This window comes from Thermostilla marina, assembly GCF_054657455.1.
The window spans coordinates 3770554-3789178 of record NZ_BAAHYR010000001.1 but is presented as its reverse complement, the minus strand read 5'-3'; the positions used below and the strand labels follow the sequence as shown (position 1 = coordinate 3789178).

12 protein-coding genes are annotated in these 18625 nt (G+C 59.9%); 2 read left to right on the top strand and 10 right to left on the bottom strand.

Translation table 11 applies throughout. The features are described 5' to 3' along the window. Nucleotides 1-112: 112 nt before the first annotated feature. Nucleotides 113-2209 (bottom strand): alpha/beta hydrolase family protein, encoded by a 2097-nt coding sequence (locus ACYQ2I_RS13835; protein WP_460167610.1) that lies wholly within the window; start codon nt 2207-2209, stop codon nt 113-115. Nucleotides 2210-2578: 369 nt separating this feature from the next. On the opposite strand from ACYQ2I_RS13835, the gene ACYQ2I_RS13830 reads away from it, so the two are divergent. Continuing rightward, a complete protein-coding gene (locus tag ACYQ2I_RS13830) occupies nt 2579-3439 on the top strand; it encodes a sugar phosphate isomerase/epimerase family protein (protein WP_460167609.1) in 861 nt (286 codons plus the stop codon). Between the two features lie 183 nt (nt 3440-3622). Here ACYQ2I_RS13830 and ACYQ2I_RS13825 read toward each other — a convergent pair whose 3' ends face one another. From ACYQ2I_RS13825 to ACYQ2I_RS13790, 8 genes are all read right to left on the bottom strand, one after another. Then, entirely contained in the window at nt 3623-5710 is a 2088-nt protein-coding gene (locus tag ACYQ2I_RS13825; RefSeq protein WP_460167608.1) for a hypothetical protein, read from the bottom strand. 74 nt (nt 5711-5784) lie between these two features. Next, complete coding sequence (locus ACYQ2I_RS13820; protein WP_460167607.1) at nt 5785-7110, bottom strand: WD40 repeat domain-containing protein; 1326 nt, start codon at nt 7108-7110, stop codon at nt 5785-5787. A 93-nt stretch (nt 7111-7203) separates the two neighbouring features. Further along, nucleotides 7204-8556, bottom strand: a complete 1353-nt coding sequence (locus ACYQ2I_RS13815; protein WP_460167606.1) for a DUF1501 domain-containing protein — start codon at nt 8554-8556, stop codon at nt 7204-7206. Between the two features lie 146 nt (nt 8557-8702). After that, on the bottom strand, nt 8703-10919 hold the full coding sequence (locus ACYQ2I_RS13810; RefSeq protein WP_460167605.1) for a DUF1549 domain-containing protein: 2217 nt from the start codon (nt 10917-10919) through the stop codon (nt 8703-8705). Nucleotides 10920-11308: 389 nt separating this feature from the next. Then, nucleotides 11309-12040 carry a hypothetical protein gene (locus ACYQ2I_RS13805; protein WP_460167604.1) on the bottom strand — a complete coding sequence of 244 codons (732 nt, stop codon included), beginning with the start codon at nt 12038-12040 and terminating at the stop codon, nt 11309-11311. Nucleotides 12041-12261: 221 nt separating this feature from the next. Further along, entirely contained in the window at nt 12262-12723 is a 462-nt protein-coding gene (locus tag ACYQ2I_RS13800; protein WP_460167603.1) for a hypothetical protein, read from the bottom strand. Nucleotides 12724-12850: 127 nt separating this feature from the next. After that, nucleotides 12851-13183 (bottom strand): hypothetical protein, encoded by a 333-nt coding sequence (locus ACYQ2I_RS13795; RefSeq protein ID WP_460167602.1) that lies wholly within the window; start codon nt 13181-13183, stop codon nt 12851-12853. 110 nt (nt 13184-13293) lie between these two features. Beyond that, nucleotides 13294-14754, bottom strand: coding sequence for a DUF1080 domain-containing protein (locus ACYQ2I_RS13790; RefSeq protein WP_460167601.1), 1461 nt, complete (start codon nt 14752-14754; stop codon nt 13294-13296). Nucleotides 14755-15037: 283 nt separating this feature from the next. On the opposite strand from ACYQ2I_RS13790, the gene pyrF reads away from it, so the two are divergent. After that, on the top strand, nt 15038-15976 hold the full coding sequence (gene pyrF / locus ACYQ2I_RS13785) for an orotidine-5'-phosphate decarboxylase (protein ID WP_460167600.1): 939 nt from the start codon (nt 15038-15040) through the stop codon (nt 15974-15976). Here the strand turns inward: pyrF and ACYQ2I_RS13780 are convergent. Next, nucleotides 15960-18011: an ATP-dependent helicase gene (locus ACYQ2I_RS13780; protein ID WP_460167599.1), complete on the bottom strand. Its 2052-nt coding sequence runs from the start codon at nt 18009-18011 to the stop codon at nt 15960-15962. The two genes, pyrF and ACYQ2I_RS13780, sit on opposite strands and share 17 nt — an antisense overlap. Between the last annotated feature and the right edge of the window lie 614 nt (nt 18012-18625).

Here is an 18625-nt window from a genome sequence, read left to right as displayed (position 1 = left end):
ACCCGGAGTCGACGGCCGGCCTTTTGCGGACGGAGCGAAACCATACACGTCGCCGGTTTGCGGGTGAAGTGCCCGGAACCGTGGTCGATCACGAGCGTGTGTATTTGCTGCGTTACCGGTCGGCCAACGGGGAGCCCTGCGGATCGACCGGTTCCGACACCGAAACCGGCAGCAGCTCGGCGGTTTGCGAGACAAGTTCCGGCAAATCGTATTCCCGCAACACGCCGTGAATGACGTTCGCGTATTGGTTGCGGGCGGTCGGAGTGCGCACGACATCTTCCCAACTGCGAACCATGCGGCGCACCTCGAGTTGCGAAAACAGTTCCGGCGACGCGATCGCCGCGTGTAGGGCGGGGGGCGCCGTGCCTTCAGCGGCGGTGAGTTTGAGCTTTCCGCCGAACTTTTCCGTCCACGCCGGGCATTGCTTTCGAAGAAATTCGGCGATTTGAAGCGTGCATTCGGCCCTCAAGGCGAGTAACGATCGCCCGAGCAGATAGAGAATCGTTGCGTCGTTCAGCTCCGGTCCGAGGTCGGGTGCGTACCGGCGAGTGTCGCGACTCTCCAATTCGCCGATGCCGGGCAAATCGAAAAGGACCACGATCGTGCCGCTTTTCACCGCCTGCAAGACGTCATTCGTCGAGGCGGCCGCGTTTTTTCCTTCCGGCGGCAAGGAGAGCAGGACACTTCCGTCGGGGTGATCGGGAATCATCGCTACCATCGGCAAGGGAAGGCTTTCATCGGCGGCAACCCGCCATACCTCGATCCGGTAGTCCTCGCGGCGGATCGAGCGGACGAGCTTTCCCTCGGCCGGGGGAAGCGCCTTTCCGTACCGAATACCGGCGAAACGCAGCACACGACGGCGAAACGCTTCAGGCGATTCGCCCGCGTATTTTTCGTTTCGGGCCTTGCGATATTTTTCCGCCAGGGCGGCTGTTACTTCGTAAATGCTTCGAGCGCCCGGCAGTTTCAGGACTTGACCCGACGGCGTGCACAAACATTGTTCGTCGGTAAGAATGGGGCTTTCGTGCTCGACGATCGCATCGTCGATTTTCAAAAGCCAGCGTCGCATCCAACGTACGGCGCCGGTGCGAAGTTCCAGGGAGAACCCATGGGTGGCGTCCGTTTCGATCAGGTCGACCCGCTCGGCGAAGCCGAGCCGAGTATAGAATCGTTTCGCGTCACGGAAGGTTTCCCACGTGCCGTGAATGTCGAAGAAGTCGCGGGTGGCGCAACAGATGAGAGTCGGTTTCGGCGCTCGAGCGATCACATATTCGGCGTGGTCCATGCCGAAGGCCAACTGACCGAAGATGTTTTGCTCGGCGTCTTGCGGATTGATCGTGCGGATCACCGTCGGCAACGTCGTGAGATAGCAGCTTGGTGCGGCACATACAATCCGATCGTCAAGGGCCATTAAGTACGACGTCATCGTACCGCCGCCCGAGTTGCCCGTGCATCCGAGCCGTGTCGGATCGACCTCGTCGCGCGAAGCGAGATAGTCCATGCTCCGAAGACCGTCCCATATTCGATAGGTGGCCGTGTTCTGCCCGACGAGAATCGCACCGACGCCGAAGCGGCAATGCCCCTTGACGTTGCCGGGAGCAGGGTTGCCTTCGGCGTCGAACAATTGCAGACGCTCACCCTGGTCGATCGGATCGTAGCACAAGGCGGCGATTCCGTTCTTTGCCAACAAAATGCATACCCGCTGATACGGCTCGGAAGCCTTACCGTTGCTGCTGTGACCGCAGGGGACCAGCACACCAGGGAACGGCGGCGCTCCGTCGGGACGATAGAAAAGCGCCGTGACGAACACGCCGGGAATACTCTCGTAGATGACTTTTTCGACGGTATAGCCGTCGCGCGGGATCGTGTCGACGACCCGGGCATTCAACGGCGTGCGTTCCGGGAGTTCTCCAAGTTGTGCGAGGAAGAAGGTCCGAATTCGCTGTTGGTACGCGGCCAATTCTTCCGGCGTCTTGGCGGCTTCGTAGCGGTCGCGACGTGCTTGTTCGGCGGCGGCGACTTCGTTCAGTAGATAGCGGTGGAACGCGGGCTGTTCACGCTCTGCGGCATCGAGTGCGTTCAGCGAGTCGGCAGCGCCGGCCGTGTTGCGCGATGCTCCCAGGGACAATGTGAACGATAGGGCGAGAAGTCCGGCGACCAGCAGGCGGCCGGAGACAAAACGCAGGCGAAGTGAGCGGAAAGACGGCATGTCGCACCTCGTGGGCAAGAAAGGATACGGTGGGCGACGATCGAAATTCGCCCTCAGCGTATTCGGCCTGCCGGTGAAGATCAAGCAACTTACGCCGGCGGCGGGATCTACGGCTGCCTTGTCCGACAGTCGACAATTTGTCAAAAAATTGCGCGGAATGCGGCGGCTTGTGCTTCCAAAATCCATTTTTCTGCACGGGCGAACGCGGATGTTGCCCGACACCGTGAAGGGTTTGAGATTAGAATACAGTCTAAGGATCGACATCCTGTCGAGGGGAGATCGCCCCATCCAGGGTTCTTCAGCGGGGGAAGCGCATTCGTGTTTCACCCTATCTCGTACCGGTTTCTGATTTGTGGAAGGTGACAGACTATGGCCGATGCACGTGAAAATCGTCGTGGGTTCTTGAAAGCGGCCGCCGTGGGAGCAGCCGCCGCTTCCTTGGGTACGTGGAGTTCCGCCCCCGTCGAAGCGAAGTCCGGCGTCCGAGACTACCAAGCCGATGTTCCCTTCTCATTGGGTTTGGCTTCGTTCACGACTCGGAAGTTGAGTCTCGATGAGACGATCGAGGTGATTCACAAGCTCGACATGAAATATGTCTGCTTGAAGTCGTACCATCTGCCGCTCGATGCCTCGGACGACGAACTCAAGGCTACGCAAAAGAAGCTTGCCGACGCCGGCATTACCCTTTACGGCGGCGGGGTGATCTACATGCGTTCACCCGAAGAGATCGAGCAGGCCTTCCATTACGCGAAAACCGCCGGAATGGAAATGATCGTCGGGTCGACCTTGGCCGAGCTGATTCCCGCAGTCGACAAGAAGATCCGTGAGACGGGTGTGGCTGTCGCGATTCACAACCACGGCCCTGGTGACAAACACTTCCCGACCCCCGAAAGTGTGTACCAGAAGATTGAGAAGTGCGACAAGCGTTTCGGCTTGTGCATCGACGTCGGCCACACGCTGCGTGTCGGCGCCGACCCCGTGGCCGACATCGAACGTTTCGCCGATCGTTTGCTCGATTTGCACCTCAAGGACGTGAGCAAGGCCGATCCGAGCGGGAAGACGATTATTGCCGGGCGAGGGGTTCTCGATCTGCGCGGGGTTTTGGCGGCGCTGAAGAAGGTCGGGTTCTCGAAACGCGCCTCGTTCGAGTACGAAGCCGACGCCGATGATCCCCGAATGGGCCTCGCCGAATCGGTCGGATACGTGCGCGGCTTGTTGGCGACCCTGTAAAGAAGATTCACTTGAGAGCAGCATGAAGGACGGGCGACGTTCTGCAAAATGCGGGACGCCGCCCGGTTTGTTCAAAGGCCCCGGCTGGATCGTAGCGTCAAGTCGGCGGTGCCGGGTGAAACCCAATAAAGGGGAGTGCCGGACCGCACGACACGGCGCTTGCCTGCTTGAAAGCCCGTCCGGCTAGTTGGAGGCGTCTTTCACCAGTCCTTTCGGCGGTTTGGCAGAAGGTCCCAGTGCCATGAAGGCCGGGGTGATGGCCGAAACCGTTTCGTTTCCGACCTTCGTGGTGCCGACGACGACCAGATTGAAGATCACGTTTGCAGGCAGTTGGTTTGCGTAACGGATTTCCAATTCAGCCTCGTCTTGGTTCGGCGGCACCGTTACCAAACGCATCGTGACGCCCTTCGGCGGATCTTGCAACATCAGCCGGATGGGAGCGGTCACCGTCTTCTCTTTCTCGATTTTGACCTTCAGGAATGCGGTCCGCCCCGAGGCGAAGCGAATGTATCCCTCCGGCATTTCAGGGATCAGCTTAAAAGGCCCCGGTTCGAGGACGCTTACCAGCATTTCATCGGTCGGCAAGAAGTGGTGATAGTAAAAGGCCTGCATCACGTCTTCGGCGGGTAGGGCGGTTCGCACAACCGGCTTACCCGCAATTTCGGCCATGCCGACGATCTTGGGCGTGAACGGCTTCAACGGCGCATCGGCCGGTGCCGTGATCGAGAGGATCGTTTGGTCTTCGCCTTCGCCGATTACGGCCCCGCCGGCGGTGAAGCCGGGAGGAAGATCGTCGACCGAGACCGCAATCTCACCGTTGAACCCCCATTTGCGGAGTGCGCGAACGGTGAGCACGGCCGAGGATCCTTGACTGATTCGCGGCACGTCCGGCAGAACGCGAAGTTGGAAGTCGCCGACCGCAGGGGCAACCACAAGGCGGTATGAGAATTCGGGGCCGCCTTTTCCCTGAATGTCGGCCAGTCGGATGAGATAGTCACCTTCGGCCGGCAGGGCGACGGTCAATTGCGAGTCGGCGTGGTGTGTGATGTGCTGGAAGTACGGATCTTCCACATCGTCATTCTCGGCCAATTGCTTTCCGTTCGCGTCGAGAACCGTCACGATCGAGTCGAGCGGCGATTCGTATCGTCGCGCGGCCGTCTCGATCGCGAGCGTTTGCTTGCCCGATACGTGAATCTTGAAGAAGTCGACATCGCCCGGCTTGTCGATGCGGCCGTCGACGGAGACGGGAAACGGAACGGCTTGAGCCGTTTCGGCAGCGTCGTTCGGCTCGTTTTCGGCCGTTGAAGGCGGTGCCGTGACGGCCAAGGGAAGCTCGTTCGAGCGGATGCCTCCGGCATCGACCGAAACCGTGAGGGGCGCTCGGGGAAGGTCGGGGGCGACGACCTCGATCGTATTCGACGGCAGATTGACGCCGGCGAGTTGAATCGTGGCCTTTTGTCCGGGATTCAGCCCTCGGGGAAATACCGAGGTGATGAACGGAATCGTGCCGATCGTCAAACGGTAGACGAAATCATCGCGGCCGCGGAAGATCGAGTCACGTAACTCGACGGCGTATTCGCCGTCCTTGGGGACCTCGAAAATCAGCACCGGATCCGGATGGAAGTAATAATCGTCGACGTAAGCCAGTTGTTTGCCTTGCGAATCGAACAGGGTCAGCACGGCTTGGAACCAACCGGGGACGCCGTCGGCCAAGAACGGTCGTAGACGCTGGGCCTCGACGCGGCAAACGATGGTGTCGCCGGCCTTGGCGGCAAAGCGGAACACGTCGATGTCTGCCTGCGTAATCTGTCCGTCGATCGTAATAGGAGTCGATTCGATCTTTTGGGCTTGCGTGAACAGAGAATTCGGCTCGACCTCGCGAACTTGGGGCAAATCACCGACGGCGAAAATCGCTCGGTTCGTAAATCCTGCGGGCGAATGCAGACGCAGATCGCGCAGACCGACGGGAGCCTCGGCGTCGATCGTCAGTTCGACCACCGCGACGGCCTTGCTGGTTTTCGTCGGCGGCTTTGTTTCCACGACTTTACCGGTCACACCTCGCCCGGATACGCGAACTCCATCACATGCGGCGAGATCGTCGCCGACGACCTCGACTTGCAAGGTGGTGCCGCGTGTTCCGCCGGCCGGAAAAATGTGGTCGATGTGGCCGGTTACACCTTGACCGAACACGACGGCAGGAAGGAGCAACCACGCCGTGACCGCGAGGTGGGCCGTCGATCGCGGGATTCGCAGAAAACGAGCGACGTTCATCGTTGGCGGGCCTTCTCGTTGGCGGTTCAGATTGACCATAGAAAACGTTCGGATCGCATTCCAACCCGAGCGGACTACGAATTCGACTTTTTCGGGGAAGGGGACGCTTTAGGCGCAGGATTCGACGGGGTCGGTTTTGCGGTCGGTGAGAACACGGCTTTGACCTTGTCGGCCTGGAACCAGTGTTGGGCAAGCTTTTCGGCAGGAACGGACGCGTTACTCGACGTGTAGCGCAGCGCATCGGCCGAAGAACCGGTTGCGAAACCCGACGCCGTCACGGTGATCCATCGATCCGAACCGATGCCCAGTTGCACGCACGTAGCTAACGGCTTGTTCGTTGCGGCGTTCCAAATCTTGATCGTGCCGTCGTGTGCGCCGAACGCAGCAAGACGCCCGTCGGCGGTCGCGGCTGCGCTGTACAACCATTTGGTGCCGGGATACACGGCAATGTATCGGGCGCTGCCGACGTCTCCCACACGAACCTGGCCGCTCGATAGGGCAAAGTACGTTCGGTTCTTGCCGCTGCACCAAGCAATATCGGTAATCGTGCCCGGAGCGATAAGCGTTCGCCGGACGAACGGGCGGAAAGGCGTCGTCGCTTTCGGGTTCGGCATCACTGCGCGGAAGTAGCTGCCTTGCGCGTCGTCGGCCTCGGTCCCGTACAAGGCGAGACCATCGGGGCTGAACAGCAACGCACGGACGGGCGCGTTCATGTTGTAGGTAACGTGCGTCTTCCAGGAGTCGGTTTCGTAGGCTTCCATCCGGTAATTGCTCGTGCCGACGGCCAGCAGCTTGGCATCGCGGGTGAATGCGGCGGAAAGCACCCACGTGTCGGCGAATTCCAGCGTTTTGACACGTTTTCGATCGACCAGCGTCCACACATCGAGCGTGCCTGATGCGCCGCCTGCTGCCAGCATGGCGCCGTTGCCCGAGACGGCCAGGCAATATACGACGTCCCCTGCTTCGGCCAAGGGGGCGACGTCGCCGGACGCCGGATCGATCGTGACGACGAACCCGCTGCGACCGGGCTTTCCACCGCCGACAACGAGCGTGTTGCCGTCCGGCGTGAAGAGCAGGGTGTGCGCTTGCCCCGATGGATCGCCCAACGTGACCCGTCGGTTGAGGGTGCCGTCGGTCATGTTCCAAAGGAGCACTTCATTGCGCCCTCCGGATGCCAACAGCTTGCCGTCCGGTGAGAAGGCGAGTGCCGTAACGGGGCACGCCATGGGGCTGTCGGCGCGACACGATCCGGCAGGAAGGTAACCGGCGTCCGTCTTGACTCCGGGGATCGGGAACGTATACGTGATCGCCTGCGACGGCGAGGCGTTGCCGATCGCCAGTAGAGAAACGGTTACCATCGCGACCGGTATCGAACGTAGCAAGGCAAGGTGGCGAGTCATCGTTTCGGCGTGTTCCTGCTGTCAAAGGTGGAAGGCCGGTGGATCGTTGCGCTCCGGTACCGATGAACGGCGCCGGGACGGTTTTACATCGACTCACATGATTTCTGTCAGCATGCCGCCGCTGGGGACTTCGCCGCCCGTGGTCGGAGTGACGTAGGCGACGCATCCTCGCGGGTGCGGTAACGTGCCGTGCGGATCAATTCCCAGCAATCGGTACATGCTGGCCGAGATGTCCCACGGATAGATGGGGCGTTCGATCACGCGTTCGCCCCGCTGGTCGGTTTGACCGACGGCCACCCCGCCGCGGAAACCGCCTCCGGCGACGACTGCCGAGAATGCGTTACAGAAGTGGTGACGCCCGCCGTTCCACGGCGGCTCTTTGGCGATTTTCGGCGTGCGTCCGAATTCACCGAACCACGTGACGATCGTCGTTTCGAGCAAACCACGTTGATCCAGGTCTTCCAACAAGGCGGAGAAGCCTTGGTCCAATTGCGGTAGGAATTGGTCCATACGCTCGAAATGTTGTTTATGCGTATCCCAACCGCCCCAATTGATCGTGATAAAGGGAACCCCCCGTTCGACGAGTCGCCGTGCGAGCAGGCAGGACTGGCCGAAACGATTGCGGCCGTAGCGTTCGCGGAGCTTGTCCTCCTCTTGGGCGATGTCAAAGGCCTGTTTGGCTTCGCCGGTGATTAGGCTGTACGCCTTGTCTTGGTATTCGTCCATCGCGGCGGCATCGTCGCTTGCCTCGAATTCCTTTTGGAACCCGTCGAAGGCCTCGAGGAGTGTCTTTCTTCTCTGCAACCGGGCGATCCGTTGCTCGTTGGTGCTGATGCCCCCGATGTTGAAGCTGGCCGCATTCGGATCGCCTCCGGTCGAAAACATTTTGTAGGCGCTGCCGAGGAATCCGGCCTCCGAAAATCGGCCCAACGGAGAGGTGATTCCCACGTACGGCGGCAGGGCGCCGGTATATTCGCCCGACTCGATACGTTTGTAGGCGAGCACGGCGCCGGTGGAAGGATAGACGAGGTCGGAGTTGGGAGGAGTACCCGTCTGCATGATGTACGTGCCGATCTCGTGCGCATTGCTCATGTGCGTGACGCCGCGTAGCAGTGCGTATTTGTCGGCAATCTTGGCCATCATGGGCAATTTTTGGCCGATCAGGATACCGTCGACGTTCGTCTTGATCGGCTTGTTGTAGGGACCGCAGTAGTCCGGCCCGGCCTGCGGCTTTGGATCAAAGGTGTCGATGTGGCAGGGACCGCCGCCCATCCACAGTTGGATGACCGACCGGGCCTTGCCCTCGGTCGCCTTGGCGTAAGCCTTCAGGCGGAACCAGTCGGCGAGCGTCACGCCCGCCAACCCCAGTGTGCCGATGCGCAGGAAATCCCGTCGCGTGGAACGGGGCCGACTCGGTTCAAAACGGCCGTTCGAATAGTCCCACATGGCATCACCCTTTCGTCAAATACCGGCGTGTCGAGTGCCGGCACGCGGTGCCGGATTCCGCGTGCTTGATCGATGGTTCGGCAAGTTTTCGTTTCGGCGGCTGCCTCGGGAAAATTCGACCCGGGACCCAAACTCTAGCCTGCCGCTCAGTGCTGGAACAGGAACTCCTTGGAATTGAGCGCCGCCCACATCAAGTCTTGGACGGCCTGGGTTCTCGCCGATGCGTTCGTTGCGTTTTGCTTGAGGTAGTCGAGTGCGGTTGCCTTTTCTTGCTCCGAAGGCGGTCGTGAAAACGCCAGCAGGAACAACTCGTCGACGATCTGGTCGTCGGGCAGCTTGTTGCGTATCCACGCTTGGATTCGCGGACTACCGGTGACTTTCGATTCCAACGTGCTCGACGCCACCAGGTAGATTGCCTGGCGCATCGAGGGGGTGTTGTCGCGATCGCATTCGTACGACGTGTCCCGCGGCGGACGCCCGAACATTTCCAAGAACGGCGTGTTGACGCTTCCGTCGAACATCCGCGTGGCCCGGTAGCCCAACGGCCAGTTCGAATACGGTTCAGGTACGCGGCTTTCGAAACGGTCCCAACGCTGCGTGACGTCGCCGATCGCATCCGACAAGACCTCGGCACTCAGCCGACGCGGAACGTAATGGGAAAAGTACGTTTCGTCCTCTTCGTTGCCGGGCACCGTCTTCGACGACCGCTGGTAAGTGGCCGAATTCAGAATGAGACGGTAGACCGACTTCAAATCGTAGTCGTTTTTCACGAGTTCTTCCGCCAGGTAATCCAGTAAGGCGGGATTCGAAGGCGGATTCGTGGGGTGCATGTCGTCGGGTTCATGGACGATCCCTCGACCGAACAGCCAGAACCAGATACGGTTCACAATGTTCTTTGCGAAATAGGGATTTTCCGGCGAGGTCAACCAGTCGGCGAACACGGCACGCGGATCTGTATTCGGGGGTATTTCCGGCGTCTTGCCGTCGAGAAACCGCGGAACGACGGTTTGTCGTGTGATCGGGTGTCGGTACGTGATCCGCGGGTCGACGTAAACGATTTCCTCCTTCCACTCCTTTGTGCTCTTGAATCTCACTTGCGAGAAGAAAGCTCCCATCGCCACGTCGTCGTCGAGTGTCCACGGTTCGTTGGGGTGCCCATGGCAACGGGCGCACTCCAAACGGACACCCATGAACACCAAAGCCGTGCTTTCGGCGAAGGCGACCGGGTCGCGTTTTTCCATCGCACGGTAGTAGTTGGCGGGAGGATCACGAAAGTTGCTGCCCGACGACACCAAGAGTTCCCGAACGAATTCGTCGTAGGGCTTGTTTTGGGCGAACGAATCGCGAATCCAGCGATAGTAGGCGTGAACGGCGTTCGGCCATAAATTACTGGGGAATTCGGCCTTGATGCGCAGCAGATCGCCCCATTTAAGGGCCGCATTGTCGGCGAACTCGGTGCTTTCCAACAGCCGGTCGATCAGTTTGCTTCGCTTGTCGGGGCTCTTGTCGGCTAGAAAGGCTTTCACTTCCTGGGGAGTCGGTAGTCGACCGAGGGTATCCAGCGTCACTCGCCGGATAAACACGTCGTCGCTACACACATCGGAGGGCGGAATGCCTAGTTCTGCAAGTTTCGCCGACACGAGTTCGTCGATCCGGTTATTGCTCGCCGCTTGGGGAAAACCGCCTTCGAGCTTGCGAGGTACGACGATCCGAGCCAGGGCGAATCGGCGGTTGTACGCGACCCGTATGTGCGTTTGACCGTGACCGACCGCCGTGGGTACCCCTTGTGCATCGATTCGGCAAATGCGGTCGTCCAGCGATTCGAAACGAGCGAGAGAGGTGACGTCTCGCTGCGTTCCGTCGGAAAAAACGGCCTGCACCGTCAGTTTTTGGGAAGCTTGCGGGGCGAGTTTCACGTCGGCGGGGTCGACTTCGATCCGCTGCAACGTGACCCCGCTTGCCGGTTTCAGCGGTGCCCCGCGACGAATCCATTCCAAGAGGAGGTCGTATTCGGCCGCGTCCTTGTCCAGTCGCTTGCCGCCGCCGTGTTCGACGGCACCGGTGGCCTTCAGCAGGATCAGGCTTTCGGCAGGTGCGAAGGGATCGATTCGACGCCCTTCTTCCGCCCGGGTGACGGCGACGTATTCGAGTTGTCGGTCTGCCCCGAACATCGACAGGCGAAAGCCGCCCTTGCCCGCCGCGCTGCCGTGGCATTGGGCGCTGTTACAGCCGAGACTGTCCAAAAGCGGAGCGACATCGAGCATGAACGAAGGTGGTTCGGCGGCGCGTGCCGGGTCGGTTGCCGCGAAGCCGAAAACAACGATAGCCGCCAAAGCCGGTGACAATCGCGCAATGCGTTTCATGGTGGTGCTCGGTCGGGGAGGGGGAAATAAACGTTAAACCGATCGCGGAGGTGTGTCGGCAAATCGTTTGGGGGGCCTACCTTTTCTGACGTCGCAGGCAAACCGCACGTGGCCCGTTGCGACGCAGAATGGTTGGTTATTCGGGAAGCCTCATCCCCAAATCAGGCAGGGAGGAATGAGGCACCGGTTCCGCAAGAAACTGAATGGTCGACGTTTCAACCGGCCGAGAGAGTGTGAACCCCGCTTCCCCTGACGCGTCCCTCGGCGCTCGACGCTTATGGTAGCATCAAAAGACTTGTTCGTCCACAAAATAAACTTCGCTGTGCGAGCCGCGAAAAGTGTCCAGACAGAATGCGGCTCTTGTGACCTACATCGGCGAGACGGCCGCTTTACCGGGCCGGTGCCGGAGGAAGGGACGTGATGTCGACGATTTGCGGTTCGGAAGCGGCGGTAGAAGTCGCTTTCGTCGCAGCCGTGGAGGATGCGTTCTGCCGGGCCGGATAGAGCGTTCGCACGATGGGGCCGCGAGGGGCCGTTGCCGACGAGGATGGTGCCGGCGAGCTAGCCATGGCGCTTTCCATGGGGCGAAGTGCGGCATCGGCATTTGGACGCCAGCCGTCCTCGGTTGCAGACGATGCAGCCTGCGACGAAGCATTTTGGCGAGTTGAAGGCGTGGCGGCCGCGGGGGCTTCCTCCGACGGCTTTTCTGGAGGCGAGCTGTCGGGAGACGGTTCGAGTGCTGCGGCGGGGATCCGGATGACGTCGCCCTGTCGGGCGGGGATCGGTTCTTCGTAAGTAGCGGTTCTTACCGTGCCCGATGCCGTTTCGGCTGCAACGGTTTCCACACCGTGTTTCGACGGTGTGTCGGCTGTGGCAAGCCGGTCGGTTCGCGGTTCTTCGCCGTCGGCCAAGGGGGTAGTCGGCACATCGCCGGAGGCGGGGCGACGCCCGACGGCGGTCGGGTTCGCGTAGTAGGGATCGACCATCGCGGCAGCCCCGGTGGGCGGTGGGGGAACGGTCGTCGGCCCGAATAGCGGATCGACTCCTGGAGCGGCCGTCTCGTTCCCGCGACATCCCGCCAGCAGCAGGCAGATGATCAGCGGGTAAAGAACCCGGTTCATCGGTTGCGACTCCGTTCGACTGGTTCGTTCGACCAAACGTTGCCTTGGTCGTTTCCGCGACCCTCCTTTGCCGCGATCAAACAGATGAAAACCGCAAGGCCCGAAAAGATTAGCGACTTTCGCGCACAAGTCCAGACCAGTTTGGCAAAACGGAGTACGGGAACCGGTAAGAACAGGTCCGGCCTTCGCGATTGCGAATCATATATGATGGCGAGCCGAAGTCAGAACGCTTCGGTTGGGTGGATCATGCCATCGGTAGGGGGTGTGCCGCCACAATAGGGGTTTTGGATCCGGACCGGCTCGACATCGGCGGTCGTCGTTCGCAAGAAACGCTCGGTCGAGACGCTATAGAATGGATTGTTAATCACTTTGGGAATGATTTCGCCGTCCATTTTCGGATTGCAGTGTTGCCGCGTATCGCGTCGCTGGTGTTGGGAATGCGATGTGTCGCATCCACGCCATCCGTGTGGATAACCATATGGAAAGGCCACCGGGTACGAGAAATACACCGGTGGATGAGCCGCAAAATAGGGGACGGTCCGATCGTCGTACGGCGTATACGCGATTAAGGAAACGCCGCATACGGAGACCGCTTCCGGTTCGTGCGCGGCGATCGAGGCGTCGGCCGCACCGACGGAAAGCAACAAAACCGCCAGACAAGGGCAAGACAAGGCGAAGCGCATCGGATTCCCTCGATTGTGGGGCAAGATATGGAATCGCTCAAGGCGATTATATCTTACCCAAATACGCAAACCTGTCTATGCCGCGCAATTACTAAAATCGGGCCTTCCGTTATTCTCGGACGGCAAGTCATTGGGGAGGCGCTGCTTCGGTGGTGGTGTCCGAGACCTGGGGGGCGGGAGAATCGGGAGCTCCGCTGTTTTCAGGCGACGCGACGGAAGGCGCGATATCGCTCTCCTCTTCGGTCGGCTCTTCGGGGAGATCCGGGATCATGCGCTGAACGTCTTCCGGATCCAGAAGATGGGGGACGGAGTCGAATTGGAGCTCTCCCAGCTCTTCCAATGAAGGTTTTTGAGTATCGCACCCGACTGCGAGAAGCATTCCCGTCGCGAGAGCGATTGCCAGTCCGCTGCAACAAAGCCGGGAAAACCTGTTTCGTCGATGATCGCCTTGAGTTGCCATCGGCACCGTTCCTAGTGCGAAAAGCGGGGAAGATTGCGAGCCCGTGACGCGCCATTTTCCTAATGTACGCCTGACACCCAACGGCGCGAAGTAAAGGACACCCGGCCAAATCAATGTTTCGGCTTGGGAACGTACATGTCGTCCTTACCTAATTGGAACTTCTCGATGACCTCGAAACAACGCGACATGTCGATCGGTTTGTCGTCGAAGTTGTTTGTGCCCAAGGTAAACTTTGCGCCCATCGATTTGGCGAGCCGGATGAAACGATCGTGAGGCAGCCCGCTGCGGGCATTGATTTCGAAGGCGACGTTGTTTGCGACGGCCGCCTCGATGAGTCGTTTCATGCGGGCATCCGTCCACAGTTCGTCGTACAGGTGCTCGACCGGTGGCGGCAGATACGTCGGATTGGCGAGAATGGTGATCGGTTCCGACACTACCCGAAGATTGTGAGCCATGTAACGCTCCATCCAGGCTTCGGGATCCTCGATCGTGTACAACTCGGGCATCCACAGTTTGACCGGCTGGCTGTCGTCGTCGGGCATGGGCATGATCATCGTGTCGCCGAGGACGTAATCGAGGCGATCGAGCAATTTCTTGTCGAAATGCGTCATCCAATCGCGATCGTTGACTTGAACACCGACGAACACGGGCAGGCCTTCGACACTGTCGAGAAATTCGCGAAGCTGTTCGTTCGTTTCGATGGGCCAGCCCTTGCCCACGTTTCGCAGCACGCCCACGTTCACACCGGTAACGGCCTGTCTTTGGACGGCTTTTTCAGCGGTCATTCCGCCGCGCAGGTGAACGTGAAAATCGATCACGGGGATGAATCCGGCACCAAACTTGTCGATCACGTTTTCGGTGATGCCGTAGGGAGCGGTGTCGGGACGCGGTTCGGCGAACGGGTCGGCATCGTCGGGCAAAAGGCGGATTTCGACGGCTCGAAAAGCGACGCGGCTGCCCGGATCATGCCCTTGTAACGCGATCGTGCCGGTGCCCAGACGACGGCCGGTCATGCGGGCGCGCCGAATCGGATCGGCGGGTTCGACGTAGTCGACACAGAGGATGTCGTTGACCCATATTTGCACGCGGGGCACGACGACGCGGACGCGCATCGTAAACCATCGGTCGTTGGGAACGAAGTTCTTGTAGAGGTTTTGCACGGCGTAAAGACTGCCGGTTTGCTTCAGTTCGACGTAGTTTTCCGATCCGCTGTGTCCGTTGTTGATTTGCACCTCGTAGCCTTTTTCGGGCCAGCCCGATTCTTGGTACTCGGTGTGAAAGTAAACCCCGGAATTGCTGTGCGGCGCGGTCTTGGCGGTCACTCGCAGCTCGAAGTTCTTGAAGCGGTGATTACCGACAGGACCTGCGTAGAAAAGGTGACTGCGGGGACCATGGGCGACCAGGCAGCCGTTCTCGATCGTCCACGATTCCGGATGCTCGGCAGCCTTCCAGCCCTCGAACGACTTGCCGTCGAACAGTGGTTGCCAGGCGGGTTCGGCATTTGCCGACGCGCCGGCAAGCAGCAGGATGCAGCAGGCAGAAAAATATGTGGCGTTGGAAAGTTTTTTCATGGCGTCACCGCGCGAATGGGCCGAGGCAATCGATCGAATTCGGACATGCCTGCCCGCAAAGTGTTGCAGGCCGATGCGAGCGAAGCATTCGCACCAGCATAGTTGCCGATCGATCGGCGTGCCACCCATGCGCAAGCTGTGAATGCCGGGAGCATGCACCGGATTATCCCGAAAGGAATGCCTGGGGGGCGTTTTCGGCCGTTCGATCGTGGGCTACAACAGACGCATGAGGTTTTCGTTCTCGGCGGGCTGCATACACGATCAGTACAGGAAGCGAAGAACGATGTCGCAATCGTTTTCCCGGCGACTTTCAGAACAGGTATCTGCAAAAGCCAATCCGGCCTTGATCGGTATCGATCCCCATTTGCACTTGTTGCCGTCTTCGCTTCAAGTGCCGGACGATCTTTCCGGCCAAGCCGAGGCGGTGGCCACGTTTTGCCGCGGCATTATCGACGTGGTCGCCCCGCTGGTTCCGGCGCTGAAGTTCCAGTTGGCGTTCTTCGAGATGTTGGGCCCCGACGGCATGCGCGTGTTGGCCGACTGCGTCGCGCATGCTCGACAATACGATGCGATCGTGATTCTTGACGGCAAGCGGAACGATATTGGTTCGACGGCCGTGGCGTATGCGAAAGGATTGCTCGGCAGCCCGCAAGACAGCGCGTGGAACGGCGACGCACTGACGGTGAATCCCTACTTGGGCGGTGACAGTCTCCAGCCGTTCGTCGATGTGTGTACCGAACGCGGCTGCGGCATGTTCGTCTTGGTGAAAACGTCGAATCCCGGCGGAGGGATGTTTCAGGACCTCGTCGCCGCCGGGCGTCCGATCTACGCGCACGTTGCGGCCGAAGTCGAACGGCTCGCCGCAGAAACAGCGGCGACGTCCGATCCCGAAGACCGCTTCGGGGCCGTCGGTGCCGTGGTGGGAGCTACCTATCCCGCCCAACTCTCCGAGCTTCGAAACGCGATGCCGCATGCGTGGTTTCTCGTGCCGGGGTTCGGCAGCCAAGGGGGAACGGCTCGCGACGTGGCCGGGGCTTTCTTCGACGACGGCTTGGGGGCGATCGTCAATAGTTCGCGCGGCGTGTTGTTCGCATTTCGACGGAAGGAGTTTGCCGAATTCGGCGAATCTCGCTGGCAAGAGGCGGCCGAGGCGGCTGCCCGCGAGATGATCGACCAGTTGCGGGCGGAGACGCCTGCCGGTCGCCTTACCACAGGTCGTTAGTCGGACGCGTCGGCGGATCTTCTGCGCGAAAGTCGAGATCGTCGAAGAAGTCTTCGTACACGACTTGCGATTCGATGTCGGTTTCGAAGTGCCGGCGGACATCGGCATCGAGGAATCGCGATACCTGTGCGAAACCGCGTTCGCTCCGGCCGGACGTGTTGTAGTAGTAATAGTTCAGCGGGTACAGGATGCACAGGTGCCGTTTCGCACGTGTCATCGCTACGTAAAGAAGTCGGCGTTCCTCTTCGATTTCGTCGGGTGAGCCGGTTGCCATGTCGGAGGGGATGTGGCCGTCGCTGGCGTGGATGATGTAGACGGCCGACCACTCCAGGCCTTTGGCCGAATGAATGGTGCTGAGGACGAGGTAGTCGTCGTCCAGCAATGGTTCGTCGGCCATGTCCTGCGTCGAATTCGGCGGATCGAGCGTGATGTCGGCCAACAGCGAGCGACGATCGCGATACTTGGTCGCCATTTTCTCGATTTGTTCCAGGTCGCGTTCCCGCGGTTGCGGGTTGTCGTGCAGCTCGGGCAGCAACGGCGCATAGTATGTGCGCACGGCGTGGATTTGATCGGCCGGCGGCATTTTCGTGTCGGCGATTCGGATGAGCAACGTGACCAGATCCGGCCATCGGGATGCTGCTTGCTTGGGGATCTTTGCTTTCCGCCAGGCGGCGAAATCGCCTTTGTGTGTGAGCAAGTAGTCCATCAACTTGCGCGCCGTGGCAGGCCCGATACCCGGCAGCATGCACAAGATCCGCATGCCGGCGATCATATCGCGAGGATTTTCCGCCAGCCGCAGAAAAGCGAGCAAATCCTTGATGTGCGCCATCTCGAGGAACTTCAAGCCGCCGTATTTCCGGTACGGGATGTTGCGACGCGATAGTTCCCCTTCGAGCAAGATGCTATGGTGCGACGCACGAAACAACACGGCTTGATCTTTCAACGCGATCCCCTGTTCCCTGCGTTGAAGAATACGATCGATGACGGCGTTGCTTTGGGCATCTTCGTCGTCGCAACTAATCAGCTCGGGGATTTCACCTTCGGTTTTGTCGGAGAACAGGTTTTTCGTGAAGCGTTCTTTTGCCTTGGCCATCACCGCGTTGCTGGCCTCGAGAATCGGCATCGTACTGCGGTAGTTTTGCTCCAGTGTGACGACCCTGGCGTTCGGATAGTGTTTCGGAAAATCGAGAATGTTCCGGACCGTGGCGGCACGAAAAGAATAGATCGCTTGCGCGTCGTCGCCGACGACGGTGACCCCGGTGCCGTCCGGCGCCAGGCGGTATAGGATCTGCGACTGGAGGACGTTCGTATCTTGGTACTCGTCGACCAGCACGTACCGAAATCGCTTACGCAGCAACGTTGCGATGTCTTCGCGGCCCAGGAGGTGTTTCCAGTAGAGCAGAAGGTCGTCGTAGTCGAGTACGGCCGATTTCGACTTCCGTTCGACGTAGGCGTCGAACAGCTTGGCAAGTTCCTCTTGCCATTCTTCACACCACGGAAAGCGATTGCGGAGAACGTCGGGCAGCTTTTCCTGCGCGTTGATGCATCGGCTGTAAATGTTGACGCACGTTCCTTTCTTGGGAAACCGCCGATCGGTTTCCGCCAGCTTCAGCTCCGTTCGCAAGACGTTCATCAAGTCTTCAGCGTCGCCGCGGTCGAGGATCGTGAAATCGCTCGGGACGCCGATTGCCTGGCCGTACCGGCGTAACAACCTTGCGGCAACGGCGTGGAACGTTCCGCCGGAAACCCGTTGTAGGAGACCGCCGGGCAGCGAGGCGACCTTGATGCGTTGCAAGAGGTTTTGAGCCCGACGAAGCATTTCCTCTGCGGCGCGACGGGTGAACGTCAACAACAGGATTTCTTGCGGATGCACCCCTTGGATGATCAACCAGGCCAAACGCCGCACAAGGGTGGCCGTCTTCCCTGTTCCGGCTCCGGCGACGATCAACAACGGTGCGTCGCCGTGTACGACGGCCTCGCGCTGTTGTGGATTGAGCGATTCGAGGATGGTTTCTTCGGCGATCGAAGGGGCCATGATTCGCTTCCATGCCGAGGGAAAAGCGGAAGTCTTTCCGGAGTGGTCACGAAACGCTTGAGCGGGTTTTCTGCATCTTGCTGTTTGCCGGGCTGCGCCCCGCTTGCCGTCGCGACAAGCCGGGAAGACGGCGCAAACCTTGCACGTCGGTTGCTATACCCATGTTCATGGTATCGGACTCCGGCTTTAGTGTCGAGTTGACGCGGCGAAGGTTGTCGTGGGCCTCGCTCGTTCGCGAAGCGATTGAGAGATGAAACCCGGCAGGATGTGGGGCATGGAGAATCTTTGCCGAAAACGCGGCGTCACCACGGTGATTGGAGACGTGTTTTGAACAATAGAGTGTTGTATTTGCGGGAGCGGCAGATTACCTTCGTGAACATCGTCGAGTTGTTCCGGGACAGATTCCGAAGAGGCACGCTTGTTTCGCGTTGCGGGCTGTCAAGTGCACAGGAAGAAGGGCGCCGCAGGTGTACTGACTCCGGTACACGACGGAATCTTGTCCGGTCCGTCGGCGATGTCGAACGACGCCCAGAAGTCGGATCACCCACCAAGCTTCGGGGCTCATGCCCACCGATCCGATTCGTTGACGTCGTTGCGGGGGTGTGCCTACAGTG